A 17,966-nucleotide genomic window follows, 5' to 3' on the forward strand; every position below is an offset into this window, starting at 1 on the left:
AACTTTTATGGCGAAAAAATTCACTCAACACAGCGGTATCGTGGTGCCGCTGGATGCCGCCAACGTTGATACCGACGCGATCATTCCTAAGCAGTTCCTGCAGATGGTGACGCGCACCGGTTTTGGCCGCAATCTGTTTTTTGACTGGCGCTACACCGATGCCGAAGGGCAGATCTCTGACCCGGAGTTTGTGCTGAATAAGCCCGCGTTTAGCGGAGCCAGCATCATGCTTACCCGGGAAAACTTTGGTTGTGGATCATCACGCGAGCATGCGCCCTGGGCGCTGACCGACTATGGTATTCAGGCGATTATTGGCTCCGGCTTCGCCGATATCTTTGCCAATAACTCATTTAACAATCAGCTTCTGCTGGTGACACTGAGTGAAGAGGAAATTGATGAGATGTTCCGGCGGGTCGCCGACGAGCCGGGTATCCGGTTTACGGTTGATCTGGAAAAACAGCAGGTGCTGGCCGGTGAGAAAGTCTATTCCTTTGAGATCGACGGCTTCCGCCGCCACTGCCTGATTAACGGGCTGGATGCCATCGGTTTGACGCTGCAGCACGAGGCGAAAATCACGGCATACGAGCAAAAACAGCCCGCGTTTCTGCGTTAATTTGGCGGGCTGACCGGAATAGACGGTCAGCCCTGGCGATGTTCAGGGTCGGCCTGTTGTTGCAGCCTAGCCGTGGCGAAGCCCCCTTATATCGCTCTTTTTTCCCGCACCCGCCATGACAGCGCCAGCGCCAGCACTGCCAGCCCAAACGCGCCCCAGTAGACAGCGTGATGGCCGAAGGTTTCCGCCAGCGCCCCCTGAATAATCCCGGCCAGGATCACGCCGGTCGAAATACTGTTAGTAAACAGCGTGGTCGCTGCTCCCGGCCGGGAAGGCATTAAGTCCTGGAACCAGATCATACCAATCCCGGCAATAATGCCGATATACACCGCGTTAAACAGCTGCAGCACCATCAGTGCCGTCCGGCTCTGGAACAGCACCAGGCCAAGGTAAAACAGTGCCCCGCAGCCAATCGCCACCAGCATCATATTGCGTTTACCCAGCCGCTTCACGTAATGGCCCGCCAGCAGCATCACCGGAATTTCCAGTCCGGCCGCGGTCCCCATCAGCAGCCCGGCCAGCGTATCCGGCATCCCCAGCACGCTGCTGATATACAATGGCATATCAATGATATACATGGTGTTACAGGTCCACATCAGCACCGACCCGATAAACAGCATGCGCACATCACGGTTCTTCCAGCCGCTAATATGCGTAATCGGCACGTTCGCGGATACCGCAGCACGCGGCACCGAGGGCAGGGTAAACCAGACCAGCGCAATGCAGACCATAAACAGCAGCCCTGCCAGCAGAAACATGGCGGTAAAACCGTAATTCAGCGCGATAGCAAAGGAGAGCGGCGGCCCAATCACCCAGGCCAGAGAAAGCTGGGCACGCATGACGGAGCTGAACATCACCGCCTCACTGGCTGAGCTGTCTGCATATTCCCGCGCCAGCGCGAAAATTTGCGGCATCGCCACGCTGGCGATAGCAGAGAGAAAAACGCCAGCGGTGACCAGCGTCAGATAATGACGGTTAAAGGCAAAAAGGAGCGCGTTTCCTGTCGCCATCACGCAGCAGAACAGGATCAGCATCCGCCGATCGCCCCGGGTGTCGGATCGCTTTGCCAGAAGCAGGCTGACCACAATCCCCGCGACCGCATTGACGGTGTAAAACAACCCCACCCAGAATGGCCGGACCGCGACTTCACGGCTGAGAAACAGACTCAGCGTCGGGGCCTGCAGCGCACCGGCGATGCCGACCATAAAAGAAACCGCCATAAATGCCAGATACACCGGATGGATACGACGGCTAAGGAGCGATGACATGAATAAGGCCTCAGTGACGGGACAATGCGGATAACTACTCCACAGCTTAGAAGAAAACCCACGAAAAAAGCCAGCTATGCCGAAGCTAGCTGGCTGGTGAAAAGCACCATACTCAGAATACCCTTAATAGCAGGGAGATGAATAACGATGATCAAGTGCCATTCAGATATGAATGCCTCCCACTCTTTCATCTGCAGCCATTATCACCGTAATATAAGGCAGGAAAAACAGACAGCTTTTAACACAGGGTTCCTCTTTTATGTCCTCACCCCGTTTACAGCAGCAATTTATCCGGCTCTGGCAGTGCTGCGATGGTCAGCCTCAGGAGACCACCCTCAGCGATCTGGCGGTACAACTCAGCTGCTCACGCCGCCATATGCGCAACCTGCTGAATGCCATGCAGGAACAGGGGTGGCTGGAGTGGCAGGCCGAGGCCGGGCGCGGTAAGCGATCGCGTCTGACCTTCCGCTATACCGGGCTGGCGCTGCAACAACAGCGGGCTGAGGATCTGCTGGAACAGGATCGCATCGATCAGCTGGTGCAGTTAGTTGGCGATAAAAATCGCGTGCGCCAGATGCTGCTCTCCCATCTGGGCCGCAGTTTCCGTCAGGGAAAACACATTCTTCGCGTGCTCTACTATCGTCCCCTGCTCAATCTGCTGCCCGGAACGCCGCTGCGTCGCTCTGAAACTCACCTTGCCCGGCAGATTTTTAACGGGCTGGCGCGAATAAATGAGGAAAACGGGGAAATCGAGCCGGATATTGCCCACCACTGGCAGCAGATTGCACCGGATCACTGGCGCTTCTTTTTGCGCCCGGCGATCCACTTTCATCACGGCCGTGAGCTGGATGTCGACGATGTCATTGCCAGCCTGGAACGCCTGAAAACGCAGCCGCTTTACAGCCATTTAGACCGGATTGAGTGCCACACGCCGTGGACGCTGGATATTTATCTGCACCAGCCCGATAACTGGCTGCCGTGGCTGCTGGGCAGCGTCAGCGCCATGATCCTGCCAAAAGAGTGGCCGCATATGCGCAACTTTGCCCGTCAGCCGGTCGGCACCGGGGCTTACGCGGTGGAACGCAATCAGCACAGCCAGCTGCGTATTTCCGCCTTTGATGACTATTTCGGCTACCGGGCGCTGATAGATGAGGTCAATATCTGGGTCCTGCCGGAGATCAGCGATGAGCTGGTCTACTCCGGGGTCAAACTGCAGAGCGAAAATACCGATGAGAAGTCGGAAGAGAGTCGTCTGGAAGAGGGCTGCTATTTTTTGATGTTCGACCAGCGCTCTGAGCAGGGGCGCAATGAACAGCTGCGCCGCTGGATCAGCACCATTTTTAACCCGATTGCCCTGCTTAACCACAGCGGCATCGCCTATCAGCGCTACTGGTTCCCGGCTTACGGGCTGCTGCCGCGCTGGCATCACCGACGCTCAATGGCGACCGCAGAAAAACCCGCAGGGCTGACCTCACTGACCATCACCTGGTACAGCGATCATATCGAGCATCAGGGGATCGCCAACGCGCTGGGGCCGATCCTTGCCACGCACGGCGTCACGCTCATCACCCAGGAAATTGACTACGAAAGCTGGTATCGCGGTGAGGCGGAAAGTGACATCTGGCTGGGCAGCGCCAACTTCACGCTGCCGCTAGAGTTTTCCTTGTTTTCGCTGCTGTATGAGATCCCGCTGATGCACCACTGTGTGCCCACCGACTGGGAAAACGATGCGCGGCAGTGGCGCGAACAGACCCTGCCGCTGGCTGACTGGAGCAAACAGCTGATAGACAGTAACTATCTGCATCCCCTGTTCCATCACTGGCTGCTGCTGCACGGCCAGCGAAGCATGCGCGGCGTACGCATGAATACCCTCGGCTGGTTTGACTTTAAATCAGCCTGGTTCGCGCCGCCCGAATCATGACGCTTTCGTAACAAAGACGAAACCACTAGAATAGGCCGTTCTCAACGGGGTGCGAACACCCTGCTGAGACATTGCCCGACGCCGGGTCAATGTCTGTGCAGCATGTTTTCGCTGAGAAAAACCCGTCGAACCTGATCCGGATCATACCGGCGTAGGGATTTGAGAGTGTCACTGACTCAGATCCTTTGCGCATTTTCCCTTAAAGGAACGCAAAGTGTTGAAAAAATTACTCCCTCTGCTGGCGCTGTTTTCCCTGCCTGCCCTCGCGGCGAAAGATACCCTGACGGTTTACACCTATGACTCCTTCTCTGCCGAATGGGGGCCGGGGCCGGCGATTAAAAAAGCCTTCGAAGCGCAGTGCAACTGTGAGCTGAAATTCGTCGCACTGGAAGACGGCGTCTCGCTGCTCAATCGCCTGCGTATGGAAGGCAAAAACAGCAAGGCCGACGTGGTGCTGGGGCTGGATAACAATCTGCTGGATGCCGCCGAAAAAACCGGCCTGTTTGCGCCGTCAAAGGTAGACACCCGCCACGCTACGGTGCCGGGCGGCTGGACGAACACAACATTTGTCCCCTATGACTACGGCTGGTTTGCTTTTGTTTATGATAAAACCAGACTGCAGAACCCGCCGAAAAGCCTGAAGGAGCTGGTCGAGAGCGACCGTCCTCTGAAGGTGATTTATGAAGATCCGCGCACCAGCACTCCTGGGCTTGGCCTGCTGCTGTGGATGCAGAAAGTTTACGGCGATAAGAGCCCGGAAGCCTGGCAGCAACTGGCGAAGAAGACCGTCACCGTGACGAAAGGATGGAGTGAGGCCTATGGTCTGTTTCTGAAAGGGGAAAGTGATATGGTGCTCAGTTACACGACCTCGCCTGCTTATCATCTGATTGAAGAGAAGAAAGATCAGTATGCCGCGGCAAACTTCAGTGAAGGCCACTATCTGCAGGTTGAGGTGGCCGGGCAGTTAAAAGCCAGTAAGCAGCCTGAGCTGGCACACTCATTTATGCAATTCGTGATGACACAACCCTTCCAGAAAACCATTGCTACCGGCAACTGGATGTATCCGGCTACCCATACCGCGCTGCCAGAAGGGTTCAACACCCTGACCGTGCCGGCCATTTCGTTGCAGTTCAGCCCGCAGGACGTTGCCACCCAGCGCAGCCAGTGGATTAGTGAATGGCAACGCGCCGTCAGCCGCTAATTCCCGGCTGGTTAGTCCCGGGCCTGCTGGCCGGCCTGCTGCTGGTCAGCGTGGCCCTGCTGGCGTTTTTCGCCCTGTGGCAAAACGCGCCCGCCACGGACTGGCGCGGACTGTGGCAGGACAGCTACCTGTGGCACGTGCTGCGCTTCTCTTTCTGGCAGGCGCTGCTGTCGGCATTGCTGTCGGTACTCCCGGCTATTCCCGTGGCGCGTGCGCTTTACCGCCGTCGCTTCCCCGGACGTGGCACGTTGCTGCGGCTGTGTGCTATGACGCTGGTACTGCCGGTACTGGTGGCCGTGTTTGGTCTTCTCAGCGTGTACGGCCGCAGCGGCTGGCTGGCGCAGCTTTGCGCCCTGCTCGGCGTTGGCTACTCATTCACTCCCTATGGCCTGCAGGGGATCCTGCTGGCCCATGTCTTCTTTAATCTGCCGCTGGCTACGCGCCTGCTGCTCCAGACCTTACAGCAGATCCCCGCTGAACAGCGACAGATCGCCGCCCAGCTGGGGCTGAGTGGCTGGGCGCATTTTCGCCTTGTCGAATGGCCGTGGCTGCGGCGTCAGCTTCTGCCTGCCGGGGCACTGATCTTCATGCTGTGCTTTGCCAGCTTTGCCACCGTGCTGTCCCTCGGGGGCGGGCCGCGGGCGACCACCATTGAGTTGGCAATCTTCCAGGCGCTGAGTTTTGATTACGATCCCGGGCGGGCCGCCCTGCTGGCGCTGATACAGATGGTGTGCTGCCTCGGGCTCGTGATGTTAAGCCAGCGCCTGAGTAAGGTATTGCCGACGGGGAGTGACAGCCTCGGGGGCTGGCGTAACCCGCAGGACAGCGGTCGCGCCCGCCTGCTTGATGGACTGCTGATCGCCAGCATGCTGTTGCTGATCCTGCCACCGCTGCTGGCGGTGGTGGCCGACGGAATGAATCAGGGGTTTGGCGGCGTCCTGCACCAGCCCGCACTGTGGCAGGCGACGTTCACCTCGTTGCGCATTGCCCTGGGCGCTGGGGTCCTCAGCGTGGTGCTGACGCTGATGCTGCTATGGAGCAGCCGTGAACTGCGCCAGCGCCAGCGCCTGCTGTGGGGTCAGACGCTGGAACTGAGTGGCATGCTGATACTGGCGATGCCGGGGATTGTCCTGGCCACCGGTTTTTTCCTGCTGCTCAACCAGACCATCGGGCTGCCGGCGTCGGCAGAGGGGATAGTGATTGTGACTAACGCACTGATGGCGGTGCCGTATGCGATGAAAGTGCTGGAGAACCCGCTGCGCGATATGGCTGAACGCTATGGACGGCTCTGCCTGTCGCTGGATATTCGCGGCTGGAACCGTCTGCGGCTGATTGAGTTGCGCGCCCTGAAGCGCCCCCTTGCGCAGGCGCTCGCTTTTGCCTGCGTGCTGTCAATTGGTGATTTTGGCGTGGTGGCACTGTTTGGCAATGAGCACTTCCGCACCCTGCCGTTTTATCTTTATCAGCAGATAGGCTCATACCGCAGCAGTGACGGGGCGGTCACCGCGCTGTTACTTTTGCTGCTCTGCTTCCTGCTGTTCACCCTGATTGAAAAACTGCCGGGGAACCATGCTAAACCTGACTAATCTGACCTGGCTGTATCATCACCTGCCGATGCGCTTTACCTTCAGCGTGCAGGCGGGGGAACGACTGGCCATCCTGGGCCCCAGCGGAGCAGGAAAAAGTACCCTGCTGAGTCTGATCGCCGGCTTTCTGCCGGTCAACGGCGGCGAGTTGATATTGAATGGCAGCGATCACCGCAACAGCGCCCCCGCGCAGCGTCCGGTATCCATGCTGTTTCAGGAAAATAACCTCTTCCCCCATCTGACCGTGGCGCAGAATATCGGGCTGGGGTTACATCCCGGGCTGAAACTGAACCACCAGCAAAAGCACGCGTTACAGAACATTGCACAGCGCGTCGGGCTGACGGAACATTTGCACCGACTGCCGCACCAGCTTTCCGGCGGCCAGCGCCAGCGTGCCGCCCTCGCCCGCTGCCTGGTTCGTCAGCAGCCGATCCTGCTGCTGGATGAACCCTTTTCTGCGCTGGATCCGGCCCTGCGCAAAGAGATGCTGGGCCTGGTGGATGAGGTCTGTAGCGAGCGAAATATTACCCTGCTGATGGTGTCGCACAGCATTGAAGACGCCGCCGCGATTGCACCGCGTAGCCTGCTGATTGTCGACGGACGGGTTTACTGGGACGGCAGCACCGCGCAGTTGCAGCGCGGTGCCGTACCGGAAGCGACAGTGCTGGGGGTAACCTTAGAAGAACACGTCCCACAGTAGGTGGCGGAAAATCGGCATCATCGGATGGAACTGCAGGGCCGTGAAGCTGGCCACTGCCAGGAGCATCATCAGCGGAGCCAGCCAGCGCAGGCGTGTTCGCGGCAAATACACCGTCGCCCAGTCGTGCTGTTTGTTGGCACGCAGCCAGCGCCAGCACAGCCAGCATCCCAGCCAGACCAGGATCGCAACCCCCAGAAGCAGCCACTTAAACATCGCACTGTTGGCCTCTTTCGGCACATCAATCGCGACACCGGCGAGAATGCCCGGCAGTAAATAGAGCGGTGGCCAGAGAAGGCAGCCAATGATATTCGGGGGAATAAATTTCCGTATCGGCAGCTCCAGCATCCCGGCAACCAGCGGGATCAGCGGGCGGGTCGGCCCGACAAAACGGCCCACAATGATGGTGAACATGCTGTGTGCGTGCAGCGCATGTTCCGTTTTATCCATCAGCTTCTGGTGTTTTTTTATAAACGACCAGCGGTGCAGCGGCCCTTTAAACTGCCAGCCAATCAGGTAGGAAACCCAATCCCCCAGCAGACAGCCCAGCGTCCCGACGGCCCAGGCGGGATACAGGCCAATCTGTCCGCTGCCAATCAGAGCACCAAAAGAGGCCATCAGCACCGTGCCCGGTAACAGCAATCCGACCAGCGCCAGCGATTCAAAGAAAGTGATCAGCCCGACAGCCAGCAGCGACCAGGCCAGCGACTGGGTGATTAAATGTTGTAGCCAGGCTTCCATAATGTTCCAAACTGATTAACAGAATCCCGGATTGTCCAGAGGCTTCAGTCAAGCGTCAAGACCTGTTTTGTATGGGAACGTAGTATAAGAGAATACCTGCGTGAACACTGTATAAATAAACATGCTATTATTGAGCATCTGGCCGCCAGTCGCCACCATCATTCGAATGGCATCTGGGCGGCAAACGCAGGCGTTCCGATCGGCTGACTGAAGACAGTGATACGGGTCAGTGGGTACCGCCAACCCGGAGCAGCCTGAAGTCTTAAGGAGATAAGGTGAACGACGCACGTGCAGGATTTCTGTTAACTCGCCACTGGCGGGACACCCCCGCAGGCAGTGAAATCACGCTATGGCTGGCAACCGATACGGGCCCCCAGCAGGTGGTCCTGCCCCCGCAGGAGTCCGTGGCATTTATCCCTGCAGAACAGCAGGCCGCCGCCGCCGCGCTGCTGAGCGGAGAACGTCACTGGCGCTTTGCCCCCCTTGAGATGAAAGATTTCCGCCAGCGCCCGGTGGTGGGGCTGTACTGCCGCCAGCAGCGCCAGCTCCAGCGGCTGGAAAAGCTGCTGCGGGAAAACGGCATTACCCTGTATGAAGCCGACGTGCGCCCGCCGGATCGTTTTCTGATGGAGCGCTTCATTACCGCACCGGTCTGGTTCAGCGGCCAGCCCGCCGGGGATCGTCTGGTCAACACCCGGCTGAAACCCCACCCGGACTACCGCCCCCCGCTGAAATGGGTTTCCCTGGATATTGAAACGACCCGCCACGGTGAGCTGTACTGCATCGGACTGGAGGGCTGCGGCCAGCGAGATGTCTATATGCTCGGCCCGGAAAACGGCGATGCCAGCACACTCGATTTTCATCTGGAGTACGTTGCCAGCCGGCCGCTGCTGCTGGAAAAACTCAATGCCTGGTTTGCCCGCCACGATCCCGACGTGCTGATCGGCTGGAACGTCGTACAGTTTGACCTGCGCGTCCTGCAAAAACATGCCGATCGCTACGGTGTCCCCCTGAATCTGGGCCGCGGACACAGCCCGGCACTCGAGTGGCGTGAACACGGGTTTAAGCCGGGCGTCTTCTTTGCCCAGGCCAGCGGCAGGCTGATTATCGACGGTATCGATGCCCTGAAATCCGCGTTCTGGAACTTCGAGTCTTTCAGTCTGGAAGCGGTATCGCGCGAGCTGCTGGGAGAGGGCAAAGCCATCAATAACCCCTGGCAGCGCATGGAAGAAATTAACCAGCGCTTTGCCGAAGATAAGCCTGCGCTGGCCCATTACAACCTGAAGGACTGTGAGCTGGTCACCCGTATTTTTCAGCATACTGAGCTGATGCCCTTCCTGCTGGAGCGCGCGTCAGTTAACGGTCTGGCCGTTGACCGGCACGGTGGCTCCGTGGCCGCATTTGGCCATCTGTATCTGCCGCGCATGCACCGAGCAGGGTTCGTCGCGCCCAATCTGGGCGATGTGGCACCGGAGGCCAGCCCGGGCGGTTACGTGATGGACTCACGCCCCGGCTTGTATGACTCGGTGCTGGTGCTGGATTATAAAAGCCTGTATCCCTCAATCATCCGCACCTTCCTGATCGACCCGGTGGGGCTGGTCGAAGGGATGGCGCACCCGGATGAGGCCGATTCGGTCGCCGGCTACCGTGGGGCGCGGTTCTCCCGCACCACCCACTGTTTGCCCGCCATTGTGAACCAGATCTGGCAGGGCCGTGAAGAAGCTAAAAAACAGGGCAACAAGCCCCTTTCGCAGGCGCTGAAAATCATTATGAATGCCTTCTACGGCGTACTGGGTACCAGCGCCTGCCGGTTTTTCGATCCCCGCCTCGCATCGTCAATCACCATGCGTGGCCACGATATTATGCGTCAGACCCGTGAACTGATTGAAGCCGAAGGCTATGACGTGATCTATGGCGATACGGACTCGACCTTTGTCTGGCTGAAGTCGGCCCACGATGAAACACAGGCCGCGGACATTGGCCACCGTCTGGTGACTCGGGTCAATCAGTGGTGGCAGCAGCATCTGCGCACGACGTTCAATCTGGACAGCGCGCTGGAGCTGGAGTACGAAACCCACTTCTGCCGCTTTCTGATGCCCACCATACGCGGCGCTGAACAGGGTAGCAAAAAACGCTACGCGGGCCTGATCCGTCACGGTGATAATCAGCGTATGGTGTTTAAAGGACTGGAAACCGTGCGCACTGACTGGACGCCGCTGGCACAAAAATTTCAGCAGGAGCTTTATCTGCGTATCTTCACCGGACAGCCTTATCAGGATTACATCCTTGAGACCGTGCGCCAGCTGATGGCGGGTGAGCTGGACGACCAGCTGACGTACAGCAAGCGGCTGCGTCGTCCGCTGGGCGAGTATCAGCGCAATGTGCCTCCGCACGTGCGCGCTGCGCGCATTGCAGATGAACAGAATGAGAAGCTGGGCCGCCCGCTGCTGTATCAGAAAGGGGGCAAGATCCGCTATGTGATGGCAACGTCAGGCCCCGAGCCGCTGGAAGCCCGCCTCACGCCGCTGGACTACGATCACTACCTCACGCGCCAGCTGGAGCCGGTCGCCGATGGTATCCTGCCATTTATGCAGGATGAATTTGCTACACTGGTAACAGGACAGCTGGGGCTTTTTTGACAGGTGACGAACGGGCAGCCTTCCAGTACCATAGCGCCCTTCCTGAGTATCAACACCCTCATACTTGAAGCTGCTGTGCAGACTGCGTGCATTCATCGCCGGGCACTCTTTACCGGGCAGCAGTGCTATTGCCGAAAATAAACTAGACGAGAATCGAGCCGAATATTTATGCCTTTTACACTTGGTCAGCGCTGGATAAGCGATACGGAAAGCGAACTGGGATTGGGAACGGTGGTTGCCGTAGATACACGTATGGTTACCCTGCTCTTTCCTGCCACGGGCGAAAACCGTCTCTATGCCAGAAGTGATTCACCGATCACCCGCGTGGTGTTCAATCCCGGTGACACCATCACCAGCCACGAAGGCTGGCAGATGGAGGTTGACGAGGTCATAACCGACAATGGCGTAGTCAGCTATGTGGGTACCCGGCTTGATAGCGAAGAAGCAAACGTCGTGCTGCGTGAAGTGATGCTGGACAGCAAACTGGTGTTTGGCAAACCACAGGATCGCCTGTTTGCCGGACAGCTGGACCGCATGGACCGTTTTGCTCTGCGTTTTCGCGCGCGCAAGTACCAGAGTGAGCAGTATCGTCTGGCCACCAGCGGCCTGCGCGGCATGCGCACCAGCCTGATCCCCCATCAGTTGCACATCGCTCACGATGTGGGCCGCCGCCACGCCCCGCGCGTGCTGCTGGCCGATGAGGTGGGTCTGGGTAAAACCATCGAAGCCGGGATGATCATTCACCAGCAGCTGCTGGCGGGCCGTGCCGAACGTATTCTGATTGTGGTGCCGGAAACCCTGCAACACCAATGGCTGGTTGAAATGCTGCGCCGCTTCAACCTGCGCTTTGCACTGTTTGATGACGACCGCTATGCCGAAGCGCAGCACGACAGCGATAACCCGTTTGAAACCGAGCAGATGATTATCTGCTCACTGGACTTTGTCCGCCGTAACAAGCAGCGTCTGGAAAAACTGGCGGATGCCGAGTGGGACCTGATGGTGGTGGATGAGGCCCATCATCTGGTGTGGTCAGAAGAGGCCCCGAGCCGCGAGTATCAGGTTATTGAGCAGTTAGCCGAGCAGATCCCGGGGATCCTGCTGCTGACCGCCACGCCGGAACAGCTGGGCATGGAGAGCCATTTCGCCCGTCTGCGCCTGCTTGACCCTAACCGCTTCCACGACTTTGCGCAGTTTGTCGAAGAGCAGAAGCACTTCCGTCCGATTGCCGATGCGGTGGCGATGCTGCTGGCGGACAAAACCATCAGCAATGATGAGCTGAACCTGCTCAACGACCTGATGGGTGAGCAGGATATTGAGCCGCTGCTGCAGACGGCAAACAGCGATCGTGAAGGCAAACTGGAAGCCCGTCAGGAGCTGATCAGTATGCTGATGGATCGTCACGGCACCAGCCGCGTCCTGTTCCGTAACACCCGTAACGGGGTGAAAGGCTTCCCGAAACGCGAACTGCATCAGATCCGGCTGCCGCTGCCTACGCAGTACCAGACGGCGATCAAAGTCTCCGGCATCATGAGCGCGCGTAAATCAGCTGATGAACGCGCCCGCGATATGCTCTACCCGGAGCAGATCTATCAGGAATTTGAAGGTGACAGCGGTACCTGGTGGAACTTTGACCCGCGGGTGGAATGGCTGATGGGCTTCCTGACCAGCAACCGCGACAAGAAGGTGCTGGTTATCTGCGCCAAAGCCGCGACGGCTCTGCAGCTTGAGCAGGTGCTGCGTGAACGCGAAGGCATCCGTGCTGCCGTGTTCCATGAAGGCCTGTCAATCATTGAGCGTGACCGCGCAGCCGCGTGGTTTGCCTCCGAAGAGGATGGCGCTCAGGTTCTGCTGTGCTCAGAAATTGGTTCAGAAGGCCGTAACTTCCAGTTTGCCAGCCAGATGGTGATGTTCGATCTGCCGTTCAATCCGGATCTGCTGGAGCAGCGTATCGGCCGTCTTGACCGTATCGGTCAGGCGCATGATATCCAGATCCACGTCCCTTACCTGGAAAAAACCGCCCAATCCGTGTTGGTGAAGTGGTATCACGAAGGGCTGGATGCGTTTGAGCACACCTGCCCGACCGGTCGTACCGTTTATGACAGCGTCTATGCGCCGCTGATCGAGTACCTGGCCGCACCGGAGAATACCGAAGGCCTGGATGACTTTATTCACGAGTGCCGCAAGCAGCACGATGCGCTGAAGCTACAGCTGGAACAGGGACGCGATCGCCTGCTGGAGCTGAACTCAAACGGCGGTGAAAAAGCGCAGGCGCTGGCGGATAAGATCGCCGAACAGGATAACGACATTGAGCTGGTGAACTTCGCCCTTAACCTGTTCGATATCGTCGGCATTAACCAGGAAGATCGCAGCGATAACCTGATTATCCTCACTCCGGGTGACCATATGCTGGTGCCCGACTTCCCGGGTCTGCCGGAAGATGGCTGCACCATTACCTTTGACCGTAACCAGGCGCTGTCGCGTGAAGATGCACAGTACGTCAGCTGGGAACACCCGATTATCCGCAATGGTCTGGATCTGATCCTCTCCGGGGATACCGGCAGCTGCGCGATTTCGCTGCTGAAAAACAAGGCGCTGCCGGTAGGTACTCTGCTGGTCGAGCTGATCTACGTTGTGGAGGCCCAGGCACCGAAGCATCTGCAGCTAACCCGCTTCCTGCCACCCACGCCGGTGCGTATGCTGGTTGACCGTAAGGGCGCCAACCTTGCTGCTAAAGTCGAGTTTGAAAGTTTCAACCGTCAGCTGAACGCGTTAAACCGTCACACCGGCAGCAAACTGGTGAATGCGGTGCAGCAGGACGTACACGAGATTATCAAGCTGTCGGAAGAGCAGGCCGCGGTGGAAGCACGCAAGCTGATTGACGCGGCACGCATGGAAGCTAATGAAAAACTGAGCGCCGAACTGTCGCGTCTGCAGGCCCTGAGCGCCGTCAATCCTAACATTCGTCAGGATGAAATTGAGGCGCTGGAAAATAATCGTGAACAGGTGCTGGCTAACCTTGACGACGCAGGCTGGCGTCTTGATGCGCTGCGTCTGATTGTCGTGACGCACCAGTAAATGATGATGGCACCCTATCATCCGCCGCTGGAGCCGTGGCTGCATATCCTCTATCAGGATGAGCACATCATGGTGGTCAATAAACCCAGCGGGCTGCTGTCCGTTCCCGGCCGTCTGGATGAACACAAGGACAGCGTCATGACGCGCGTCCAGCGTGATTTTCCGACGGCAGAGTCAGTCCACCGGCTGGATATGGCCACCAGCGGCGTTATTGTGGTGGCGCTGACCAAAGCCGCCGAGCGGGAGCTGAAGCGTCAGTTCCGCGAACGTGAGCCACAGAAAACCTATGTGGCGCGCGTCTGGGGACATCCGCAGCCGGAGAAAGGGGTGGTGGATTTACCGCTGATCTGTGACTGGCCGAACCGGCCGAAGCAGAAGGTCTGTTTTGACACCGGGAAATCGGCCCAGACAGAATATCAGGTGCTGGATTACGCCAGTGATAACAGCGCCCGCGTGCAGCTGAAGCCGATTACCGGCCGTTCTCATCAGCTGCGCGTTCACATGCTGGCGCTGGGACATCCGATACTGGGAGATAACTTCTATGCGCACGATGAAGCCAGAATGATGGCTCCCCGTCTGCAGCTGCATGCCGAAAGCCTGAGCATTACTCATCCGCAGTACGGCACGCCAATGACATTCCGCCAGCCAGCGGAATTCTAATCCGGCACGGGGCGGACCTTTTCGGTCCGCCCTTTTTCACCGGTTATTTAAATCCTTTCTCGCGCTTGATCAGGTCGTATGCCCCCTGAATTTCCTGCGCTTTCTGCTTCGCCATCTCCATCATTTCCGGCGGTAAGCCTTTCGCTACCAGCTTATCCGGGTGATGTTCGCTCATCAGCTTACGGTAGGCACGCTTTATCGTAGTGGCATCGTCGCTGCTCCTGACCCCCAGTACGCTGCAGGCATCGTCCAGCGTCGGCCCGCGCTGTGCCCCCGCGAACCCGCCCTGCGAAGACCCGCCCTGATACGCCCCGCCGCCGAACTGCTGACCGCTTTCCATCATGCGCAGGAACTGATCAAACTGCGCCCGGGAAATACCCAACTCCTCAGCGATCACATACAACACCTGCCGTTCATTGGGATGCAGTGAACCGTCGGCAAAGGCGGCCTGAATCTGAATTTCCAGAAACATTCGGATCAGGTCAAAGCGGCCAAAGCAGGCGCTACGCAGTTCACGCAGCTTGTCGCGCAGAGGATAGTCGCCCTGCTTACCCTCACGAAAAGCCTGCTGTGCAGCCGTCCTTCCACCCGCATCAAGCTGCATACGATCCATTAACAGTGACGCCATCTGAATATCAGCGTCCGTCACCCGGCCTTTTGATTTCGTCAGGTGCCCCATCACCTGGAACGTGGTGCGGAAAAACAGCGCCTGGCGGGTCTGCTGATTCGCAAAATATCCCTGACGGGCAGGTGAGCGCGCTTTATCAATCAGATGTCCGGCCAGCAGGCCAAAAACCACGCCCCAGAAGCCCGCGCCGGACAATAAACCCAGCACAAGACCCAAAACTTTTCCCCAATAGCGCATATACTCCTCAATTCGCCATGCTGAAGGCTAAAAATTGCATTATCATACCTGTCATTTCTCTCACAGCCTATTGGTACGCGGCCAGACAATCAGAAGTATACCCGAATGATTTCAAGAAGCAGAAGGCAGTTCCGGGCTAACCCCGCACACCGACTAAAAACAGGTGACCCGGGAGAGCAGCGCTGTCAAACTCAACATATGCTTGAAAGATTAAGGGTATGACTAGCGCAATGCAGTTGAGTACGTTAGTCTCTGACCGTTTGTCGGCATGATGCCAGTGATCACGGAATTCTCGATACCGCGTATGAATAAAAGACTACCTACATTGCTGGCCACATTAATTGGTACAGCGCTCTACAGCCAGCAAGGGCTGGCCGATGACCTCGCATCGCAGTGTATGCTTGGGGTGCCCAGCTACGACCGTCCTCTGGTGCAGGGAAAGGCCAGCAATCAGCTCCCCGTCACCATTGATGCGGATACCGCCAAAGGCAACTATCCCGACAACGCCGTTTTTACCGGTAATGTTGATATCCGACAGGGCAACAGCCGACTGCAGTCCGACGAAGTTCAACTGCATCAAAAGATGCTTGACGGGCAGACGACCCCGACGCGCACCGTCGATGCCCTCGGTAATGTGCACTATGATGACAACCAGGTCATCCTGAAAGGTCCGAAAGCCTGGTCCAATCTGAATACCAAAGATACCAACGTCTGGAACGGTAATTATCAGATGGTGGGTCGCCAGGGACGCGGTGTCGCGGACCAGATGAAGTTGCGTGACAATAACCGCTACACAATCCTGGAAAATGGCACGTTTACCTCCTGCCTGCCGGGACAAAACAGCTGGAGCGTGGTGGGTTCTGAAGTGATCCATGACCGCGATGAGCAGCTGGCTGAAATCTGGAATGCCCGCTTTAAAATCGGACCGGTGCCGGTCTTTTACAGCCCTTACCTGCAGCTGCCAGTCGGCGATAAGCGCCGCTCCGGGTTCCTGATCCCGAATGCCAAATACGGCAGTAATACTGGCTTCGAATTTATGCTGCCGTATTACTGGAATATTGCGCCACAGGCGGATGCCACGCTGACGCCGCACTACATCAGCCGCCGTGGTATGCAGTGGCAAAATGAGTTCCGCTACCTGACCGTTGCCGGCCAGGGCCTGATGCAGTTCGACTACCTCGGTACGGACAGCCTGTATAACAGAGAGCATCCGGACGATAAAGATTCCAACCGCTGGCTGTTCTACTGGCGTCATGCCGGCGTTTACGATCAGCACTGGCGCTTCAACGCTGACTATACCAAAGTCAGCGATCCGTACTATTTTACCGATCTTGACTCCACGTATGGCTCCACCACTGACGGTTACGTCACGCAGAAGTTCAGTATTGGCTACGCCGATACCAACTGGGATGCCACACTGTCGACCAAGCAGTTCCAGATTTTCTCGACCAACGCCACCCGTGACGTCTATCGTGCCGAGCCCCAGCTTGATATTAACGCTTATCAGAACGATGTCGGACCGTTCGATACCCATCTCTATGCCCAGGCGGTGAAGTTCACCAATGTCAATGAGAAGCTGCCGGACGCTACGCGTCTGCACCTTGAGCCGACCATTGATTTGCCGTTGTCAAACGGCTGGGGAAGCCTGAATACCGAAGCCAAACTGCTGGCCACGCACTATCAGCAGGACGACATTGAGTATTACAACTCCCTGTCTGCTAACAGTGACAACCAGTTAAAAGATTCGGTCAACCGCGTGATGCCGCAGTTCAAAGTTGATGGCAAGATGGTCTTTGACCGCGACATGGACTGGGCAAAAGGGTACACCCAGACACTGGAACCGCGCGTGCAGTACCTCTACACGCCGTATCGCGACCAGAGCGATATCCGCGCCTATGACTCCACGCTGCTGCAAAGTGACTACACCGGCCTGTTCCGTGACCGTACCTACAGCGGCCTGGATCGCATCGCTTCAGCGAACCAGGTCAGCACCGGCGTCACCTCGCGAATTTTTGATGATCAACTGGTTGAACGTTTTAACGCTTCCATTGGTCAAATCTACTCGTTCACCCCTGCACGTACCGGGTTGAACACCACTAGCGATGACGACAGAGGGAGTCTGGTATGGGCTGGCGACAGTTACTGGAAGATCAGTGACAGGTGGGCAGCACGTGGTGGACTGCAATATGATACCAACCTGAATGATGTGTCTCAGGGTAATGCCGTACTGGAATATCGTCGTGATGCTGACCGTATGATCCAGCTGAACTATCGCTACACCAGCAAGGAGTATGTACAGCAAACGCTGACCAACTCGAATAACCCGCTGTGGCAGCAGGAGATTTCTCAGGTCGGTGCAACGGCCAGCTGGCCTATCGCCGATGCCTGGTCCGTCGTCGGGGCCTGGTATTATGATACCAAAGCGAATCAGGCTGCCGATCAGCTGCTTGGCGTCCAGTACAGCTCCTGTTGCTATGCGCTCCGCCTTGGCTATGAGCGCAAGATCAACGGTTGGGAAAACGACAACAGTAAGTACGACAATAAAATCTCGTTCAACATTGAACTGCGTGGCCTCAGCCCAAGCTATGGGTTAGGTACCGGTCAGATGCTGCGTCAGGGCATCCTGCCTTATCAACGCGCTTTCTGATGTTGTCATGTTTGGTAGGCAAACCCGCAGTGCGGATAGAAGAATGGAAAAAG

Annotated in this window: 12 protein-coding genes and 1 riboswitch; of the genes, 9 read left to right on the plus strand and 3 right to left on the minus strand. The window is 57.4% G+C overall.

The annotated features are described in order from the left end of the window. Positions 1 to 7 precede the first annotated feature (7 nt). Positions 8 to 613, plus strand: a complete 606-nt coding sequence (leuD, locus tag IFU29_RS12190; protein ID WP_191934161.1) for a 3-isopropylmalate dehydratase small subunit — start codon at positions 8 to 10, stop codon at positions 611 to 613. 86 nt (positions 614 to 699) lie between these two features. Here leuD and IFU29_RS12195 read toward each other — a convergent pair whose 3' ends face one another. Then, entirely contained in the window at positions 700 to 1,881 is a 1,182-nt protein-coding gene (locus IFU29_RS12195) for an MFS transporter (RefSeq protein ID WP_191934162.1), read from the minus strand. A gap of 259 nt (positions 1,882 to 2,140) precedes the next feature. Here IFU29_RS12195 and sgrR point away from each other — a divergent pair, with 259 nt between their 5' ends. The 4 genes from sgrR (at position 2,141) to thiQ (ending at position 7,289) form a co-directional block, all read left to right on the plus strand. Then, entirely contained in the window at positions 2,141 to 3,802 is a 1,662-nt protein-coding gene (gene sgrR, locus IFU29_RS12200) for an HTH-type transcriptional regulator SgrR (RefSeq protein ID WP_191934163.1), read from the plus strand. A gap of 35 nt (positions 3,803 to 3,837) precedes the next feature. Next, positions 3,838 to 3,978, plus strand: a riboswitch (TPP riboswitch). 38 nt (positions 3,979 to 4,016) lie between these two features. After that, complete coding sequence (gene thiB / locus IFU29_RS12205) at positions 4,017 to 5,003, plus strand: thiamine ABC transporter substrate binding subunit (protein WP_191934164.1); 987 nt, start codon at positions 4,017 to 4,019, stop codon at positions 5,001 to 5,003. After that, on the plus strand, positions 4,979 to 6,589 hold the full coding sequence (gene thiP, locus IFU29_RS12210) for a thiamine/thiamine pyrophosphate ABC transporter permease ThiP (RefSeq protein ID WP_191934165.1): 1,611 nt from the start codon (positions 4,979 to 4,981) through the stop codon (positions 6,587 to 6,589). Before thiB ends, thiP begins: the two co-directional genes overlap by 25 nt. After that, on the plus strand, positions 6,573 to 7,289 hold the full coding sequence (thiQ, locus tag IFU29_RS12215; RefSeq protein WP_191934166.1) for a thiamine ABC transporter ATP-binding protein ThiQ: 717 nt from the start codon (positions 6,573 to 6,575) through the stop codon (positions 7,287 to 7,289). Before thiP ends, thiQ begins: the two co-directional genes overlap by 17 nt. On the opposite strand, the gene IFU29_RS12220 is transcribed toward thiQ, so the two are convergent. Further along, positions 7,266 to 8,027, minus strand: coding sequence for a DedA family protein (locus tag IFU29_RS12220; protein ID WP_191934167.1), 762 nt, complete (start codon positions 8,025 to 8,027; stop codon positions 7,266 to 7,268). The two genes, thiQ and IFU29_RS12220, sit on opposite strands and share 24 nt — an antisense overlap. 275 nt (positions 8,028 to 8,302) lie before the next feature. On the opposite strand from IFU29_RS12220, the gene polB reads away from it, so the two are divergent. The 3 genes from polB to rluA all read left to right on the plus strand — a co-directional run bounded on the left by polB (position 8,303) and on the right by rluA (position 14,401). After that, a complete protein-coding gene (gene polB / locus IFU29_RS12225; RefSeq protein ID WP_191934168.1) occupies positions 8,303 to 10,666 on the plus strand; it encodes a DNA polymerase II in 2,364 nt (787 codons plus the stop codon). A gap of 168 nt (positions 10,667 to 10,834) precedes the next feature. Then, positions 10,835 to 13,741, plus strand: coding sequence for an RNA polymerase-associated protein RapA (gene rapA, locus IFU29_RS12230; RefSeq protein ID WP_191934169.1), 2,907 nt, complete (start codon positions 10,835 to 10,837; stop codon positions 13,739 to 13,741). Then, entirely contained in the window at positions 13,742 to 14,401 is a 660-nt protein-coding gene (rluA, locus tag IFU29_RS12235; RefSeq protein WP_191934170.1) for a bifunctional tRNA pseudouridine(32) synthase/23S rRNA pseudouridine(746) synthase RluA, read from the plus strand. Between the two features lie 43 nt (positions 14,402 to 14,444). Here rluA and djlA read toward each other — a convergent pair whose 3' ends face one another. Further along, positions 14,445 to 15,266 carry a co-chaperone DjlA gene (gene djlA / locus IFU29_RS12240; protein WP_191934171.1) on the minus strand — a complete coding sequence of 274 codons (822 nt, stop codon included), beginning with the start codon at positions 15,264 to 15,266 and terminating at the stop codon, positions 14,445 to 14,447. A gap of 268 nt (positions 15,267 to 15,534) precedes the next feature. On the opposite strand from djlA, the gene lptD reads away from it, so the two are divergent. Then, complete coding sequence (gene lptD, locus IFU29_RS12245) at positions 15,535 to 17,913, plus strand: LPS assembly protein LptD (RefSeq protein WP_191934172.1); 2,379 nt, start codon at positions 15,535 to 15,537, stop codon at positions 17,911 to 17,913. The last annotated feature ends 53 nt before the right edge of the window (positions 17,914 to 17,966 follow it).

This window comes from Erwinia persicina, from assembly GCF_014838825.1.
In the GTDB taxonomy this organism is placed as follows: Bacteria; Pseudomonadota; Gammaproteobacteria; order Enterobacterales; family Enterobacteriaceae; genus Erwinia; species Erwinia persicina_A.